12 protein-coding genes are annotated in these 15,164 nt (G+C 59.0%); 7 read left to right on the forward strand and 5 right to left on the reverse strand.

Features of this window, described 5'->3' with window-relative positions; genetic code table 11:
* Nucleotides 1-92: 92 nt before the first annotated feature.
* Nucleotides 93-1,175 carry a diguanylate cyclase gene (locus tag M5B99_RS24370; protein ID WP_248806458.1) on the reverse strand — a complete coding sequence of 361 codons (1,083 nt, stop codon included), beginning with the start codon at nucleotides 1,173-1,175 and terminating at the stop codon, nucleotides 93-95.
* A gap of 168 nt (nucleotides 1,176-1,343) precedes the next feature.
* Complete coding sequence (locus tag M5B99_RS24375; RefSeq protein ID WP_248806459.1) at nucleotides 1,344-1,958, reverse strand: TetR/AcrR family transcriptional regulator; 615 nt, start codon at nucleotides 1,956-1,958, stop codon at nucleotides 1,344-1,346.
* 198 nt (nucleotides 1,959-2,156) lie between these two features.
* Here M5B99_RS24375 and M5B99_RS24380 point away from each other — a divergent pair, with 198 nt between their 5' ends.
* From M5B99_RS24380 to M5B99_RS24395, 3 genes are all read left to right on the forward strand, one after another.
* Entirely contained in the window at nucleotides 2,157-3,206 is a 1,050-nt protein-coding gene (locus M5B99_RS24380; protein ID WP_248806460.1) for an MBL fold metallo-hydrolase, read from the forward strand.
* Between the two features lie 137 nt (nucleotides 3,207-3,343).
* A complete protein-coding gene (locus tag M5B99_RS24385) occupies nucleotides 3,344-4,933 on the forward strand; it encodes an amidase family protein (RefSeq protein ID WP_248806461.1) in 1,590 nt (529 codons plus the stop codon).
* A 439-nt stretch (nucleotides 4,934-5,372) separates the two neighbouring features.
* A complete protein-coding gene (locus M5B99_RS24395) occupies nucleotides 5,373-5,933 on the forward strand; it encodes an AAA family ATPase (protein ID WP_248806462.1) in 561 nt (186 codons plus the stop codon).
* 5 nt (nucleotides 5,934-5,938) lie between these two features.
* Here M5B99_RS24395 and M5B99_RS24400 read toward each other — a convergent pair whose 3' ends face one another.
* Nucleotides 5,939-6,268, reverse strand: a complete 330-nt coding sequence (locus tag M5B99_RS24400) for a helix-turn-helix domain-containing protein (protein ID WP_248806463.1) — start codon at nucleotides 6,266-6,268, stop codon at nucleotides 5,939-5,941.
* A 436-nt stretch (nucleotides 6,269-6,704) separates the two neighbouring features.
* The gene (locus M5B99_RS24410) at nucleotides 6,705-8,018 is read right to left on the reverse strand and encodes an MFS transporter (protein ID WP_248806464.1); all 1,314 of its coding nucleotides are present in this window, start codon (nucleotides 8,016-8,018) and stop codon (nucleotides 6,705-6,707) included.
* Between the two features lie 562 nt (nucleotides 8,019-8,580).
* Here M5B99_RS24410 and M5B99_RS24415 point away from each other — a divergent pair.
* From M5B99_RS24415 to M5B99_RS24430, 4 genes are all read left to right on the forward strand, one after another.
* Complete coding sequence (locus M5B99_RS24415; protein WP_248806465.1) at nucleotides 8,581-9,834, forward strand: OprD family porin; 1,254 nt, start codon at nucleotides 8,581-8,583, stop codon at nucleotides 9,832-9,834.
* Nucleotides 9,835-9,996: 162 nt separating this feature from the next.
* Nucleotides 9,997-10,824 carry an NAD-dependent epimerase/dehydratase family protein gene (locus tag M5B99_RS24420; protein ID WP_248806466.1) on the forward strand — a complete coding sequence of 276 codons (828 nt, stop codon included), beginning with the start codon at nucleotides 9,997-9,999 and terminating at the stop codon, nucleotides 10,822-10,824.
* 47 nt (nucleotides 10,825-10,871) lie between these two features.
* On the forward strand, nucleotides 10,872-11,759 hold the full coding sequence (locus M5B99_RS24425; RefSeq protein ID WP_248806467.1) for an SMP-30/gluconolactonase/LRE family protein: 888 nt from the start codon (nucleotides 10,872-10,874) through the stop codon (nucleotides 11,757-11,759).
* A 226-nt stretch (nucleotides 11,760-11,985) separates the two neighbouring features.
* Nucleotides 11,986-14,541, forward strand: a complete 2,556-nt coding sequence (locus M5B99_RS24430) for a dermonecrotic toxin domain-containing protein (protein ID WP_248806468.1) — start codon at nucleotides 11,986-11,988, stop codon at nucleotides 14,539-14,541.
* Between the two features lie 526 nt (nucleotides 14,542-15,067).
* On the opposite strand, the gene M5B99_RS24435 is transcribed toward M5B99_RS24430, so the two are convergent.
* Nucleotides 15,068-15,164: hypothetical protein (locus tag M5B99_RS24435; protein ID WP_240462694.1), on the reverse strand; the 97-nt coding region annotated here is incomplete at its 5' end.

A 15,164-nucleotide genomic window follows, 5' to 3' on the forward strand; every position in this document is an offset into this window, starting at 1 on the left:
CTAAATAATGGCTAAATGATATTTCTTTTCTTATACAAAGCTAAGTCTTTCCGTACAACTTTGTGCGGTGTCTTTCAGACCGGCGGTGCTGCTCAAGCCGGGTTGGCCAGCTTGCACGCGCACCCCACGGTGCTGTCCTCTTCGGCGCTGTTGACCTTGTTGCGTCCGGTGTTCTTGGCGACATACAGAGCCTTGTCGGCTTCGTTCAGCCAGGCCCCGGCATCGTTGAAATCCCTGCGGCAAGTGGCCAGGCCGATACTCAGGCTGACCCGCAGCTCCGGGACTTCGGCATTGCGGTAGTTGCCGAACGCTTCACGCAGGCGTTCCATCACGTCATTGGCCCGTTCCAGTGACATATCCGGCAGGATCACGCAGAACTCGTCGCCGCCGTAACGCCCGGCCAGGTCATCTTCGCGCAGGTTGTCGCGCAGGTCCTTGCTCAATTGGCGCAGCACACTGTCGCCGACCAGGTGGCCGTAGGTGTCGTTGATGGCCTTGAAGTGGTCGATGTCGATCAGGGCAATTACCGCCTGGCACTGGCTGTAGCGGCATTTGTGGAATTTGAGGTGCAGCAGGTCTTTCCAGGAGCCGTGGTTGAGCAGCCCGGTGAGGCTGTCGGTGCGGCTCAGGGCGCTGAGGGTGCGCTTGTGTTCGGCCAGGTTGATCGCCAGTTGATAGCAGCCCATGCCGATCACCAGGGGGTAGAGAATCAGTACCGGTAGGGTGCTGTAGATCTGCACGGTTGTGGTCAGCGGGTTGAAGGCCGGGGTGAAGATCAGCCAGGACACCAGGATGCCGATGGCTTGGGCGACCAGGCCCTGGGCCATCAGTCGCGGTCCACCCGCGGCAACGTTATGCATGGCCATCAATGACAGCATGTTGACGGTGGTCAGTGGCGTGAACTGGATGGTCGCGGCCCAGAATCCGCCCATCAGCGAATCGATGAGGATATTGCGGCGTTCAGTGCGGTAGGGAAAAGGCGAGCGCTTGGCGATCTGATAGGCCAGGTGTGGCCAGGCCAGCGCATTGATAGTCAGCAATACCCAGACCCACATCGGCATGGCCAACGGGTAAAGCGCGGCGATTACGCTGAAGCAGCCGATACCAACGCCTACCGTGCGGGGCAGGTAAATGCGCTTGGCAAACGACAGCCCTTTGCCTCGTTGGATTTGCATAGGTTTTTTGCGCCACTTTATTCATCTGAACACCTGGGCGGTGTTCTGCACGGAACGGCCGTTCATCGGATAAGAAGGATGAATATTGTCGAGCATTCCGTGAAGAATAATCAGTGTCCTTCCAAGCCATTTAGAAGGTCTTGCGGCGGTTTTGGCGGCCTGCGCCGGCTATTTGACGATTTCGTAGCCAGCGAGAAACAGATCCAGCGACGACTCTATGACGCGGCTCTGAGTCGAGGGGTCCAGAGGCGGCTGGCCGAGGCTGATTTGTGGCCAGAAGGCGAAGGCCTTGAGCAAGCCGTGCAGTTGCGCGGCGGCGAAGGCCGGGTCCACGGGTTTGAAGGTGCCGTCGGCCTGGGCATCGCGAATCCACTGGTTGAAGGCTTCCTCTTGTTCGGCCAGGCGCGCAACCATGCCTTGGGCGCGCTCGGGGGAGTGGATGGTGGCGGCGATCGCCACCCGGGCGAGGTCGAGGAAGCTGTTTTCACTGAGCAGGCGCAGTTTCAAGGCGAGTAGTTCGCGTAATTGCTCGCGCAAGCTTCGATCCGCGTGGTAGGACATATCCACTTGTGCCGCACTTTTGGCCCACATGTGGTGCATGATTTCCGCGAACAACTCTTCCTTGCTGGGGAAGTGGTTGTACACCGTGCGTTTGGACACCTCGGCCTTGGCGGCGATCTTGTCCATGCTGGTGGCCTCGAAACCGTCGGCACGAAAGGCCTCGATGGCCGCCTGGATGATGGCTTCACGTTTGCGGTCGGTCAGGCGTAGGGGAGCGGTCATGGGCGGCTTCGGCAGGAGATGAAAAATTACACTTGGTAGTTTACTTATCAGCAGCGTTGTTGCAAGCTTGAAACTACACTGTGTAGTGTAGTTGCTCTACCCCGGTATTTCATCGGTTCAAGGCTTGCGTGCAGCGGCCATTGATCATCCAGCAGAAGAACGTGGGAACCCTTGGCGGTTTCCGGGAGTCACCCCGCTATGACCACTCGTTCGCTTACCCGCGCCAAACCCTCGTCCTTGCAGGAGCAGGGACAGTACCGCAACCATGCGCCGACCCCCCAGGGCGGGTTCGGCAAGATGCTCGGTATTTTCTGGAAAATGCTCTTTCACAAACCCCGCAGTACCCGGCCGTCCGGCAGTGTCCCGGTCCAGGGGCTGAGTCGCGAGCAGTTGCTGGCGGCGCAAGACTTCAGTGTCTTTCGCCTCGGCCACTCGACCTTGTTGCTCAAGCTGCAGGGGCTCTTCTGGTTGACCGACCCAGTGTTCGCCGAACGAGCGTCGCCGGTGCAATGGGCCGGTCCGAAGCGTTTTCATCAACCGCCCATCAGCCTCGACGACTTGCCGCCGATCGAGGGCGTGATCCTTTCCCATAATCATTACGACCATTTGGACTATAAGACCGTCCTGCAACTCGCCGCCAAGACGCGCTATTTTCTCGCGCCCATGGGCGTCGGCGATCTGCTGATCAAGTGGGGCATCCCCGCTGACAAGGTCCGGCAACTGGACTGGTGGGAAGAAACCCAGGTCGGCGACATTCACTTCGCCGCCACCCCGGCGCAGCATTTTTCCGGACGTACAATGTTCGACAATAACCAGACGCTGTGGGCGTCCTGGGTGATGATGGTGGGCGAGCAGCGGATTTTCTTCAGCGGTGACAGCGGCTATTTCGAAGGCTTCAAGCAGATTGGTGAACATTACGGGCCCTTCGACCTGACCCTGATGGAAACCGGTGCCTACAACGTTGATTGGCCGCATGTGCACATGCAACCGGAGCAGAGCCTGCAGGCGCACCTGGACCTCAAGGGCCGTTGGTTGCTGCCGATCCACAATGGCACGTTCGACCTGTCCTTCCATGCCTGGCATGAACCCTTCGACCGTATCCTGGCCCTGGCCTGGGAACGCAATGTGTCCATCACCACGCCACGGATGGGCGAAGCCTTCAACCTGCTGCAACCCCATCGCGGGTACGCCTGGTGGCTGGAAGTGGAACACCCGGAAGCGGTGCAAACACCAATCACGGCACGCTAGGGTGTCTCACGATTTGCATTGATTTTTCACTCAGTCTGCAACCGATTGTGTCCGGCGCTTCTGACGGAAGCGCCCATTAGGATGACCGCCGCCCGTGAAATGGATCACTGGCGTTTGGTTTTATCAGGACACGATTCATGAGTCGAACTTTCAAAAAAACCGCCATGGCGCTCACTCGCCTTGCCTTGTTGTACGCGCTTGGTCTGACACCGCTTGTCAGTCAGGCGGGCTCCGTCGAAAAAACCATATTCCCGGCGGCCGGCGCCGTTAAAAACACCGTATTGGCGGGGATGGTCTATGCCAGCGCCGGGGAAGTGGCGCTCGCGCTGGCCGAAGGGCGCGTCACTTCGCAGGAGTTGGTGAGTTATCTCATCTCGCGCGCGGCCAATCTGGATTCATTCGGCCCGGCCATCGAGGCGGTGATCGAGTTCAATCCCGAGGCGCTGTCGATTGCGCGGACGCTGGATGACGAGCGCAAGGCGGGCAATATTCGTGGCCCTTTGCATGGCATCCCGGTGTTGCTCAAGGACAATATCCATACCGCCGACCAGATGCAGACGGCGGCGGGCTCATTGGCCATGGTCGGTGCCGCGGCGGCTGACGATGCATTCATTGTGCACAAACTCCGCGAGCAGGGCGCCATTGTCCTGGGCAAGACCAATATGGGTGAGTGGGCGAACTTTCGCGGTGACCAACTGCCCGATGGCTGGAGCGGCCGAGGCGGACAGACCAGGAACCCGCATGCGCCGGGTGGTGAGGTCTGTGGTTCCAGTTCCGGTTCCGCTGCCGCGGTAGCGGCGGGGTACGCGCCCCTCGCATTGGGGACCGATACTTTCGGTTCGGTGATTTGCCCGGCGGCGAAGAATGGCATCGTGGGCATGAAGCCCTCCGTGGGCTTGTTGAGCCGCACGGGCATCATTCCCGCGTCCCGTGAGCTCGACAGTGCCGGACCGATGACGCGCACCGTGCGCGATGCCGCCTTGCTCCTCAATGCCATGACGGCCCTCGATCCGCGTGACCCGGCTACCGCGCAAGTGCCTGCGAGCAAGGATTACACGCAAAAGCTGAAGGCCGATGCCCTGCAAGGAAAGGTCATTGGTTATCCCAGCCGCTTCAAGCCTGGCAGTGAAGACTTGAACGAGCATCCGCAGTTTGCCCAGGCCCTGGGCACCTTGCGCCGGGCCGGTGCGCAACTGGTTCCGGTCGACTTGAAGGGCACCGATTGGAGTGACAACGATTGGTCGCGGGTATCGCGTTTGTTCGACATGACGATCAAGCGGGTGTTGCCCGCTTATCTGGCCAGTCGTTCCGGGCTGAAGGTTTCGACCCTCGAGGATCTGGTTGATTACAACGAAAAGCATCCGGTTGCGGAAAACTATAACCAGGACCTGCTCAAGCGAGCCAATGGGCTGGTGTTTGACGAGGCCGAATACCTGAAGCTGTCGGATGGGCTGGGCGATGAGGCGCGCAGCAATGTCGACAAGTTGCTGGCCGATAACGGACTGGATGCGGCGCTGGGGGATCCCCATCCGTTCGCGATCCTTGAATTGGGAAGCGCCAGCTTTGCCGGGTACCCGGGGATTACCGTGCCCTCGGGCATGGACGCCGATGGCCTGCCCACTTCGGTGTATTTCTATGGTGCGCGCTGGAGCGAGGCCGAGTTGCTGGCGATAGCCTACGGCTACGAGCAGGCTTCGAATGCGCGACAGGACCCGGATTTTGAATAAGCCCGGGTAATTCAGTCTGAACACATACCAGGTGGGAACTGCGCTTGTGTGGGAGCGGAGCTTGCCCGCGAAAGGGCCCGAGAGGCCACTAAAAAGCTTCGTCGGAACGCCGCCCGGACCAAGCCCCGCTCCCACAGTTTTTATCTGGCGCTGTTCAGCTAGCCAGCCGCTGGTGCCTGGTGTGAAAGATTGGGCTTCGCAGCCTGGCGCGCCTGTTCTAAGGTCTGCCAATCGGCAATGTCCGGCAGCGACGGGATAGTGAGCCACTCGCCAAGGGCCAGGCCGGCGAGCGCCGCAGGTCATCGGTCGCTCGCTACAATTGCGGATTTAGTCGTTGTGCGGAAACGTCCAGCTGTCGAGGGGGAGTTTTCGTACAGCCTTCAGGCAGCTACGGGTCTAACATGAGTTCGAGACTGGAAGCAGGGCATCAGGAGCGACCATGGCTCATCGAATTCATCTCTTCGGCGCATCGGGCTCCGGTACCACAACCTTGGGCGCGGCCTTGGCCGAGCGCTTGGGGATCGCGCATTTCGACTCGGACAACTTTTACTGGCAGCCCGCCGACAAGCCTTTCAGTTGCAAGCGCCCCCGTGACCAGCGAGTACAGTTGCTGCGCGAGCAACTGGCCGGGCAAGACAGCTGGGTGCTCTCCGGCTCGCTCTGTGGCTGGGGTGATGCGATGATTCCGGCCTTCACCCTGGCGATTTTCCTGCGCCTCGATCCTGAGGTCCGTTTGCAGCGTCTGCGGGTTCGTGAATTCCTGCGCTACGGCGAACAGATCCACGAAGGTGGAGAGCGATTTACCGCGACCCGGACCTTTCTGGACTGGGCTGTCGGCTACGACACCGGCGACCATGGCACCCGCAGCCTCAAACGACATGAAACCTGGATCAGGAGCCTGCCGTGTTCGGTGTTGCGGCTGGACGCCACCGGTCATCCGGTGGCAGCCTTGGTCGAGCGGGTGATGCGCGCGTTGGAGAGTCCGACAGCAGCGCTGTGAGTCGATTACTCGATCAGTTCGTAGTCCCGGCGTTCAATCGGGTCCGGCGTGGTTCCGCGGATATTCATCCCGCGTCCGGGGGCAAACCCGGGGAAGAACACCAGGCCTTGCGCCTCGAAGCAAAAGGCCAGGGCCAGCCGCGTGACATCCCTGAGTGTTTCACCGGTTTCGAAGCGCTGGATGGCGGCGACCGAGACACCGGACTCCCGGCTCAGTTGCTCATGACTCCAGCCCAGCATGACCCGCGCCTGCAGGCAGTGTCGGGGAGTGAATTGATGCAAAACGATGCGTTCAACGGTGGTCCTCATCACATGACTGGCGGCTTGGCTGGACATGGTACTCTCCGGGCTTGATCGGCTGATTTGAATATACTGTGTTTTTGTACAGTTGTTTTCAGGGCGGATCAAACGTTTTTTCAGCATTCCGATTATCGGTAGCGGATTGTCAGGTTGCTGGCGGAGCGGGGGGACGTTACTGAGGCTGCGCGTTTCCAGAAAGACAGCGATGCGCTCAGGGCGCCGCGGTGCGTGGAGCAGGTGATCGCCAAGGTGCGGGTATTATCCGAGGGATACCCCGCCGTTCCTGATGTGTCGAACAAGTCTAGCGAGCCATGATTGCGGCGTTTATCGAGCAGGAGCTGCAAACGCATGGCCAGGCACGCCAGTTATCATCGCGTGCCTGGCCATTCAGCCGCCGTTGGTGGAGAGACTGTCACTGGTCAGAATCGACAGCAATCGACCTGGCCGGTCCAATCGGAAACAGAACAGTCTCTCAGGCTCCCGATATGGATGGACGTTGATTCGATTGCGTCGTTTCACCTGGTTGAGACTCGGGTTCCTGCGCAATTGCCCGAGCCACATTCCAGACCACGATGGCCGCCACGATGTCCAGAATCGCCAGCACCACGAACAGCGGACTGTAGCCGATCTTTGTCACTAGAACGCCGAACACCAGGGTAAAGGCGGCGGCGCCCAGGTAGCCGAACATACCGCCCATCCCCGTGGCCGTGGCCACTTCGTTTTTGCCGAACGAGTCCGAGGTGATGGCATACAGCGCCCCCGACAGGGTCTGGTGGGCGAAGCCGCCGACACACAACAGTGCAATCGCCATGTAAGGGCTGTCTACCAGGCCGATACAGGCCGGGCCAATCATGCAGGAGCAGCCGAATACCATCACCAGCTTACGTGAGGTGAACAGGGATACCTTGCAGTAGCGATGAAACAACGGACTCAGGTAACCGCCCAGGACACAACCGATATCCGCTGCCAGGAAGGGTAGCCAGGCGAACATGGCGATTTCCTTGATGTTCATGTGCCGCTCGGTCATCAAGTACAGCGGGATCCAGGCGTTGAACGTCTGCCAGGCGGGTTCCGAGAGAATTCGCGCCGAGGCGATGGCGTAGAAGTTACGGCTGGTGATGATCGTCTTCCAACTGCCTTTTTTCGGCGCCGCATCTTTGAAGTGCGACTCCTGGCCGGCCAGGATGTAATCGCGCTCGACGTCGTTCATATGCTGCTGATCACGCGGGTGTTTGTACAGCAAAAGCCAGAGCCCGCTCCAGGCAATACCCAGCCCGCCGACGATCAAGAACGCCAATTGCCAACCGCTTTGCAAAATGGCCCAAACCACCAGCGGCGGCGCGAGCAGCGCCCCCACGGATGAGCCGATATTGAACCAACCGATGGCGACCGAGCGCTCTTTGGCCGGAAACCATTCGGTGGTGGCTTTGACCCCGGCAGGCAACCCTGCCGCCTCGGTCAGTCCCAGCACGCCGCGGACGAAGGCCAGGCTTTGCCAGCCCGTGGCCAGCGCCGCCGCGGCGCAGGCCGCCGACCAGGCGATGGCAAAAATGGCAAAACCCATTTTGGTGCCGATGGCATCAATGATGTATCCGGCCACTGGTTGCATGAACGCATAGCAGATTTGCCACGCCACTACGATTTGCGAGTACTGCTCGGTGGAAATACTCAATTCACTCATCAGCGTTGGTGCCGCGACCGACAAGGTGTTGCGGGCCAGATAGTTGACAATCAGCCCGGCGGTCACCAGTCCGACCATCCACCAACGGATGCCTTTGATTTTCATCGTTTCACCTTAATTATTTTTAGATTGGAGGTGTACGTGCTCCGCGCCTGAGGAGCGGAGATGTCCTTGTTTTTTGGAAAACCAGATTGTTATACGTCATCGTACAACAAATCGCTTTATAGCCAGTTCGGTTCCGCGTTGTCAATCGGAAACGTCGGCGCTTCCATGGCAGCCAGTACTCGGACCTGCGCAAACGCTCGCACATACGCTTGTGTACGAAATCGCCACGGTTTGATTTTCAGGCGGTTGACAATGAAGCAAGGATGTTTCAATAATCGATATGTGTTGTACGATAACGTATGTCATATATAAAAATAAAAAGGAGATCCTGATGACGCTTACCTCCCCCCACCCCCCTTCTTCTCATTGGCATCCGACGGTCCGTTCGCTCTTTATCGCGCGCTCACGCTCGCAAGCGCGTTCGTAAGCCACGTCGCACGCTAATCAGGCACGACTCAACTCTCATTCAAGTCGCTGTCGTGGCTGCACGCCGTTTTTCGCTCACAGAAGGCTATTCATGGCCCTGGCGAAATGCGTTCGTTTAACAAGGAGCACAACAATAATGATCATCCGTCCTACTCGACTCACCCCTTCGCTCGCAGTGACAGGCTTGCTCTTTGCCCTCCCGCAGATATGCAGCGCAGAAGGCTTTCTCGACGATGCCCAAGCCAACCTGAATCTGCGCAATGCCTACTTCAATCGAAACTTCACCAACCCGGCCCACACGCAAAGCACCGCCGCAGAATGGACACAGAGTTTCATTCTTGATGCGCGCTCAGGCTTCACGCCAGGGACGGTCGGTTTCGGGATGGACGTTCTGGGCCTGTATTCGGTCAAGCTGGACGGAGGAAGAGGCACCGGCGGTACACAGTTGTTGCCACTGGACAACGACGGCGAGCCTGCCAGTAACTTCGGGCGACTGGGTGTGGCCGCGAAGGCGAAGATCTCCAAAACGGAGCTGAAGGTTGGCGAATGGATGCCGGTGTTGCCGATCCTGCGCTCGGATGACGGTCGTTCGCTGCCGCAAACCTTTCGTGGCGGCCAGATCACCTCGAAGGAAATCGCAGGCCTGACACTTTACGGCGGCCAGTTCCAGGACAACAGTCCACGCAACGACTCGAGCATGACCGCCATGTTCATGAACGGTAAGCCGGGCATTACCTCCGACCGCTTCAACTTCCAGGGCGGCGAATACAGCTTCAATGACAATCGCACGATGATCGGGGTGTGGAATGCCCAGCTCAAGGACATCTACAGCCAGCAGTACCTCAATCTGGTGCATAGTCAGCCGCTGGGCGACTGGACCCTGGGCGCCAACCTCGGCTTTTTCTACGGCAAGGACGACGGTAGCGCCAAGGCCGGCGAGTTGGAAAACAAGACCTGGTCCGGACTGTTCTCGGCCAGGTACGGTGGCAACACCTTCTATGTCGGCTTGCAGAAACTCACCGGTAACAGCGCCTGGATGCGTGTCAACGGCACCAGCGGCGGCACCCTGGCCAACGACAGCTACAACTCCAGCTATGACAACGCGCAGGAACATTCCTGGCAGCTACGCCACGACTACAACTTCGCCGCCCTCGGAGTGCCGGGACTGACCCTGATGAACCGCTATATCAGCGGCGACAATGTGCACACCGGGACCATCACCGACGGTAAGGAGCGGGGGCGTGAGTCCGAGTTGGCGTACACGGTACAGAGTGGAACATTCAAGAATCTCAACGTGAGATGGCGTAACTCGACCATTCGCAGCAATTTCAACATCAACGGTTTCAATGAAAACCGAGTCTTCATCAGCTATCCGATATCCCTGCTCTAATCCGCAAACGCTGAGCGCCTGACGCCTCGGTTGCGAGCTAGCGGCAACCGAGAGCGTCTTGCCCCAGGGTACGTTGACAGCCGTGAAAATGGCTGTTGATAATCAAGTATGTTGTACGACAACTCATAACGCAGACCGCAACACGTGAGAGAGCGAGCCCTAATGACTAGCGCAACGACGGAGCATCAACCCTTCAATCGCCTTCTGCTGACGGGGGCCGCCGGAGGACTCGGCAAGGTACTGCGCCAAAGTCTGCGGCCTTTCACCCGGATATTGCGCCTCTCCGACATTGCCGAAGTGGCACCGGCGCTGGACGAGAGCGAAGAGGTTCAACTCTGTGATCTTGCCGACAAACAAGCCGTTGACCAATTGGTCGCTGGCGTGGATGCCATTCTGCATTTTGGCGGTGTTTCGGTGGAGCGCCCCTTCGAAGAAATACTCGGTGCCAATATCTGCGGGGTATTCCACATCTATGAAGCAGCACGTCGCCACAATGTAAAACGAGTGATTTTCGCCAGTTCCAATCATGTGATCGGTTTCCACAAGCAGGGCCATCGACTGGATGCCCATTCCCCGCGTCGCCCTGACAGCTACTATGGCTTGTCCAAGTGTTACGGCGAAGACATGGCCAGCTTCTATTTCGATCGCTACGGTATCGAGACCGTCAGCATCCGTATCGGCTCTTCGTTCAGCGAGCCGCAAAACCGCCGGATGATGAGCACCTGGTTGAGCTACGGTGACCTGACGCAATTGCTCGAGTGCGCGCTGTACACGCCGAACGTAGGTCATACGGTGGTCTATGGGGTTTCGGACAACCAGAATGTCTGGTGGGACAACAGTTATGCCGCGCATCTGAACTTCAAGGCCCGGGACAGCTCCGAGCCTTTCCGTGCACAGGTCGAGGCCTTGCCCATGCCGGCGGCGGATGATCCGATCCTGGTCTACCAGGGGGGGGCATTCGTGACCTTGGGGCCTTTTGGCGATGACTGAGGTTAGTGCAAAAAGCTGCCTGTAACGACTAACTGACTGGAACGAGCATGGATGTTGAACTGATTCTCGACGCCGCTAACGCCACCGGCGAAAGCCCCGTCTGGAGCTGTCGTGAACACGCGCTGTACTGGGTTGATATTCCCGCCAGACGCTTGTTTCGCTGGGACCCGGCAAATCGCTCCAGCCAGAGCTGGGAGGCGCCCGAGATGCTCGCCTGCATCGCCGCGTACCCCGATGGCGGCTGGATTGCCGGCATGGAAAGTGGACTGTTTCGACTCACCGCCAGCCTTGATGGCGATCTACAGTGCAACCGCCTGACCGGCGTGAGCCACGCCTTGCCGGGCATGCGTTTCAACGACGGTCGTTGTGACCGTCAGGGCCGCTTTTGGGCGGGCACCATGCAGGTCGAACTGACGGCAGGGGCAACGGCAGGTGCGCTGTATCGCTATGACGGCGGGCAAAGTAGCCCATTGGACTCCCGGCTTGACGGTTTCGTGGTTCCCAACGGCCTGGCCTTCAGTCCCGACGGCAAGGTGATGTATTTGTCCGACTCCCATGCGTCGGTACAACTCATCTGGGCGTTCGATTACGACATCGATAGCGGCACCCCGTACAACCGTCGGATCTTTGTCGACATGAACCAGTATCCAGGTCGGCCGGACGGCGCGGCCATCGACAGCGACGGCTGTTATTGGATATGTGCCAACGATGCCGGGATGATTCATCGCTTTACTCCCCAGGGCCAGCTCGAGCGCTCCATTACCTTGCCAGTGAAGAAGCCGACCATGTGTGCCTTCGGTGGCCGCAATATGGAAACCCTGTTCGTCACCTCGATCCGTCCGGCTGGCGATCTGAGTGAGCAGCCGCTGGCGGGCGGTGTTTTTGCTGTCCAGCCGGGTGTTCGCGGGTTGGCGGAGGCGTTGTTCGGCGGATAGTCCCTCGCCACTGCATAGACCTTGAGCCGCATTCCATGGGGCTTGTGTCAGCCACTTTATCGCTCCCGTGGCGTTATTCTTTTACCGCTGTTTCCCGACAGCTATCCAGCATAGTCCGGAGGTTCGGTCACAGACACAACAGCTATTGCGGTTGTGCGTGGCCTTGATTGAAGCCCGTTCGTTGTGCCGACGGGCGCGATCGTAATTGCAAGCATCCGGGAGAGATATGAACGAGGTTTTAATTCCTGCACCAGACGTTGAGCACGCCGGGCTCGTCGCCGGGCTGCAAGCCAATCCGCAACTGGATCAATTTGTCCGCGAGCGCGGTGTGCTGTTGCCCGATCCCGCCAAGGTCGCCACACGCCTGATTCGTCAGCATGCCCAGTCGCAGTGGCAGTTGGATCTCGATCCTGAAAAGACCTTGCTGGTCAATCTGCACTATCGCCGACAGGGCAATGCCGGGACCCTCGGCCAGGTGGTTTACCAGCAGACGCTGACCCAGGCCATGCTCTCCAACTATCAGCAGGGCAATCATTTCTTGCAACGCCTGTTGCCAGGGCGCTTCGAATTGGCACCGCCGATCACACCGGTTGAAAAACTCCCCGAAGTCCATCTCAATCCGTTGGATGTCGACTATCTGAGGACGCACTACATCGACTACCACGGTATTTATCGACGTGTGACGCCGCGGCGCTATGGTCCCGACACGCAGCTGGATATCAATCCACGGGACTTCCAGCAGTTTGTCTGGGATACGGATCTCTACAATCGTTACACCCCTGGGCAAGATGCCTACTGGCGTGAGCATGGGCAGGATTATCGCGATTTACTCAAGTGCGCATTGCTCAAGGCTGCGGACTTGCAGTGGCATGAAGGTTCGCTGAAGTGGGAGGATCGCAATCTGGTCTGGCGTGCGGCCGGGCTCAATCACTGGCAGCGCTGGCATGAACTGAGTGTCGCGCAGATACAGGCGGCGTCGGTGCCCGGAGCTTATTGCGAGGTTGCCCTCCTGGCGATCTACGGGTACGCCGCCACCGACCTGGTGCTGTTTTGCGATCGAGCGTTCGGGCGGGTCGTGCTGTATGTCCCGGGCAACGCTTCGCCCCTGCACGGCTTCGCCGAAATCGGCTTGATGAAGGCGTGGCTCGCGCGCCAGGCCGGGATTCCGGCGTTGCGCCAGAAGTTGGCCAGTCATTTCGAACTGAGTGATCGTCCCGACGGCCTGTCCTACAGCGGACTGGAGACGGCTCTGGTCGGTTTGTCCAAGTACCCCAAGTTGCACATGTTGCCCTACGACCGCCCGGGGTTCACGGCCTCGGGCGTGTGGGATCCGCAACAATATGTCGGCACAAGCCCGATCATCACTGGCGATCCTTTCGAACATCTGCGTGACTTGCAGCGTCGTCGCGCGGTGCGTGATATCGACCTGATCGTCCGCAGCGATGCCAGTGTCGTCAAGACCCTCTGGCGTGACTGTCTTGAGTCCGTGGCGAATGCCGCGGGGGCGTTGGCGTTGGCGTTTCCCGAATTCGAGCTGGTGGCCGGGTTGCTCGGTTTGACCGAGGCGGGAATGGGCCTGGAACAGGTAGTCGAGGCTCATTCCACGGACGAGCGAGCGGCCGGAATGACGCGGGTTTTCTTCGGTTTGCTCAATGCCGCACCGCTGGCCGCGCGGGGTGTCCGGGGCGCACGGGCGAAGCTGCCCGAGGTGTCCGCGCAGCCCTTGCCGGATCAGGCCGGGATGTCGCCGACAACGCCTGTCGAGCCACTGCCGGAGCCTGTCCCTCCCGTCGCAACGCCGCCAGAGCCCCCTCAACCCGCTACGACTGAGGTGGCCCTGGTCAATCGCCTGCGTCCGGGACAGGCGCGGATTATCCGTTCGCATGCCGTGGGCAATGTCTCGCTCGAGGGGCTCAAACCCAATACCGAGGGGATTTATCAGCTCGGCGAACAGGGCTTCTATATTCGCTATACCGATCCCGAGGGGTATTCGGCGATCTATGAGATACGTAGCGATTTCAAACTGCGCGACGGTACCGTGCAGGTGATCGACCCACAGACTCGCAAGCCCGTCGGGCTCACCCTGCGGCGCGGAAAAGCCCTGGGGCTGCCGGGCGCGGGGCTCAATCCGCACTGGGATCCGGAGTGGGAAATCTACCTGAGCGGGGCGGGTCCGCAGCATGCGCCTGCGGTGGCGGGGCCGTCGGATGCCGCGCTGTCCGAGCCGCCGTCGCCGCAGAGCTCGGTCGACTCACCGGCCTCCGATTCGGGCAGCGTGAGTTCCGCCGATGACTACGAGGTCTATGACGACAGTGAGTTGCTACGCGACAATCCGTTCAAATCCCAGGTAGTTCTACCGCCGGGTGGCCACTTCAATAGCCGCGGCATGATCCAGCGAGCGGATTTCGCCGAGTTGTTCCGGGTCGAGAAAAAAATGCGTGTCGAGCGCCGTGGCGATCCGCTGGATTATGGCTTCAGGGCCTCGAATTTCTTTGGTGGAGTTCCGAAGATGCTCGATGGGGAGGTGTTGATCGTCTCCCGAACTCGTGCCGGAGCGCAGGCCTATGGACGTTCCGAGTTCGGTTTTGGCGAATACCAGTGTTACCGGATCGACGCCCGGGGGCTGCCCGCCGTCTCCTATGGGGAAAATCTGCAGTACAACGAGCAGTTCACTCGTTTACGGCAGTCGGCCGAGGATGATATCCAGGGCGCCTTGACCTTTGACGAGGTCCATGTGTCCAACGCTGCCCTGGATCACAGGCGTATTACCTACGCGGGCTGAAGGTCCGTCGTGTCAATACGGTCGGTGTGGATTCCGCTCGCCTGGCGATATGTCCGGTGCGGGCTTGCTCTATAAGGGCTCCGTGAGGTTATAGCACTTATTTTGTGAGGAAAATCGCGGATTTTTTGCGGATTTTTTCTGATGGAAAATCAGCGTCTGGATTCTCGTTTCTGATCGATGTCTTGCATTGCAAGACAGCTCCGCTTGAGAGGGCGCCGAGTACGTCATTCCTGAGTCCTACTTTCAGGTCAGAAAACTCATCGGGCATCTGCCGACTATGGTGAGTTGTTCCTGATGGAGAGGCGGGCTTAGAGTTTGAATGACTCGCTGGATAATCTGGCGAGAAGGGTTTCGCAGCGAAGGGTGTTCATTCTCTAGTAACACGGAGTCGACGTGATCGAAACACGAGGGCTGGAAGCCAAGCGCATGGCTGCATAACGCAGTGATCAGACGCAAATAAAAAAGCCCTGAACAGGTTCAGGGCTTTTCGGTATTCCAGTCTATTCACCCAAGGTGAACAACAACATCAATCCCAGCTCAACGCACCGCCAGTCTGATACTCGATCACACGGGTCTCGAAGAAGTTCTTCTCTTTCTTCAAGTCCATGATCTCGCTCATCCAT

The sequence above is a fragment of the Pseudomonas sp. MWU13-2100 genome (genome assembly GCF_023242365.1).
Taxonomy (GTDB): domain Bacteria; phylum Pseudomonadota; class Gammaproteobacteria; order Pseudomonadales; family Pseudomonadaceae; genus Aquipseudomonas.

Bases quoted from the DNA above. Each gene is read 5' to 3' on its own strand.
- M5B99_RS24370 (WP_248806458.1), bottom strand. From the start codon at position 1,175: ATGCAAATCCAACGAGGCAAAGGGCTGTCGTTTGCCAAGCGCATTTAC.
- M5B99_RS24375 (WP_248806459.1), bottom strand. From the start codon at position 1,958: ATGACCGCTCCCCTACGCCTGACCGACCGCAAACGTGAAGCCATCATC.
- M5B99_RS24380 (WP_248806460.1), top strand. From the start codon at position 2,157: ATGACCACTCGTTCGCTTACCCGCGCCAAACCCTCGTCCTTGCAGGAG.
- M5B99_RS24385 (WP_248806461.1), top strand. From the start codon at position 3,344: ATGAGTCGAACTTTCAAAAAAACCGCCATGGCGCTCACTCGCCTTGCC.
- M5B99_RS24395 (WP_248806462.1), top strand. From the start codon at position 5,373: ATGGCTCATCGAATTCATCTCTTCGGCGCATCGGGCTCCGGTACCACA.
- M5B99_RS24400 (WP_248806463.1), bottom strand. From the start codon at position 6,268: ATGTCCAGCCAAGCCGCCAGTCATGTGATGAGGACCACCGTTGAACGC.
- M5B99_RS24410 (WP_248806464.1), bottom strand. From the start codon at position 8,018: ATGAAAATCAAAGGCATCCGTTGGTGGATGGTCGGACTGGTGACCGCC.
- M5B99_RS24415 (WP_248806465.1), top strand. From the start codon at position 8,581: ATGATCATCCGTCCTACTCGACTCACCCCTTCGCTCGCAGTGACAGGC.
- M5B99_RS24420 (WP_248806466.1), top strand. From the start codon at position 9,997: ATGACTAGCGCAACGACGGAGCATCAACCCTTCAATCGCCTTCTGCTG.
- M5B99_RS24425 (WP_248806467.1), top strand. From the start codon at position 10,872: ATGGATGTTGAACTGATTCTCGACGCCGCTAACGCCACCGGCGAAAGC.
- M5B99_RS24430 (WP_248806468.1), top strand. From the start codon at position 11,986: ATGAACGAGGTTTTAATTCCTGCACCAGACGTTGAGCACGCCGGGCTC.